2 protein-coding genes are annotated in these 803 nt (G+C 60.0%); both read left to right on the forward strand.

What is annotated here, in order from left to right; all coding sequences use genetic code 11:
* The first annotated feature begins 35 nt into the window (after positions 1 to 35).
* Entirely contained in the window at positions 36 to 248 is a 213-nt protein-coding gene (locus N799_RS14070; RefSeq protein WP_052101590.1) for a heavy-metal-associated domain-containing protein, read from the forward strand.
* On the forward strand, positions 178 to 453 hold the full coding sequence (locus tag N799_RS16025) for a GDCCVxC domain-containing (seleno)protein (protein ID WP_484502515.1): 276 nt from the start codon (positions 178 to 180) through the stop codon (positions 451 to 453). Before N799_RS14070 ends, N799_RS16025 begins: the two co-directional genes overlap by 71 nt.
* The last annotated feature ends 350 nt before the right edge of the window (positions 454 to 803 follow it).

Consider the following 803-nt stretch of genomic DNA (forward strand, 5'->3'; position numbering starts at 1 on the left):
ACAACCGTCCGTGATTTCGGGGTAGAACCCTAGTAATGCTCGATGCTGAGAACATGACCTGTCCTGCCTGCGGCATCACCATCAGGAAGGCGCTGGAGAAGGTGCCGGGCGTGGCCGATGTGAAGGTGGACACCCGGGCTGAAGCAGTCACGGTGACGTTCGAATCGAGCCAGACGGATGCAGCTGGAATCGCGCGTGCAGTCACGGAAGCAGGCTTCCCGGCCAAGGTGCGGGCTGGCGGTGAGTGACATCAAGCTGGAAAGCATCTTGACCTGCCCGGAGTGCGGCCATCGGGCGACCGAGACAATGCCCATCACAGCGTGTCAATTCTTCTATGAGTGCACGCGCTGTGGAGCGGTTTTGCGTCCGCATCAAGGCGACTGCTGTGTGTTCTGCTCGTTCGGAACAGTGCCATGTCCACCGATCCAACAGAACAATCCCTGTTGTGGTTGAACCGCGGACTCCGGTAATAGTTGGACAGACAGGCTGCGAGATCGACTGTGCCACCCTGGAAAGCGCGCCGCTCAACCAGCGGTGTGCATGCGAAGTGGTCGACATCCTCCGTCTGCACGAGTCGATCCGGGGTGCCTTTCCGGAGTTCACGACTGATCCCGCCGTACACGCGCACTTATTTTCACCCTATGCCTTGTTCGTTGATCGGCCCGCGTTGGAGGCCATGGGACGAGTCGCGGCGGCGGTCTTCGACGTCGCAGGAAACCCGGGATATGGCCAGCGCGTCCTGCAATGGGCCCCCGACATCGCAACCCATGATGAGGGTCGGCAGGGATTCATGTAAAAAACAG

The organism is Lysobacter arseniciresistens ZS79 (assembly GCF_000768335.1).
GTDB classification, from domain to species: Bacteria; Pseudomonadota; Gammaproteobacteria; order Xanthomonadales; family Xanthomonadaceae; genus Novilysobacter; species Novilysobacter arseniciresistens.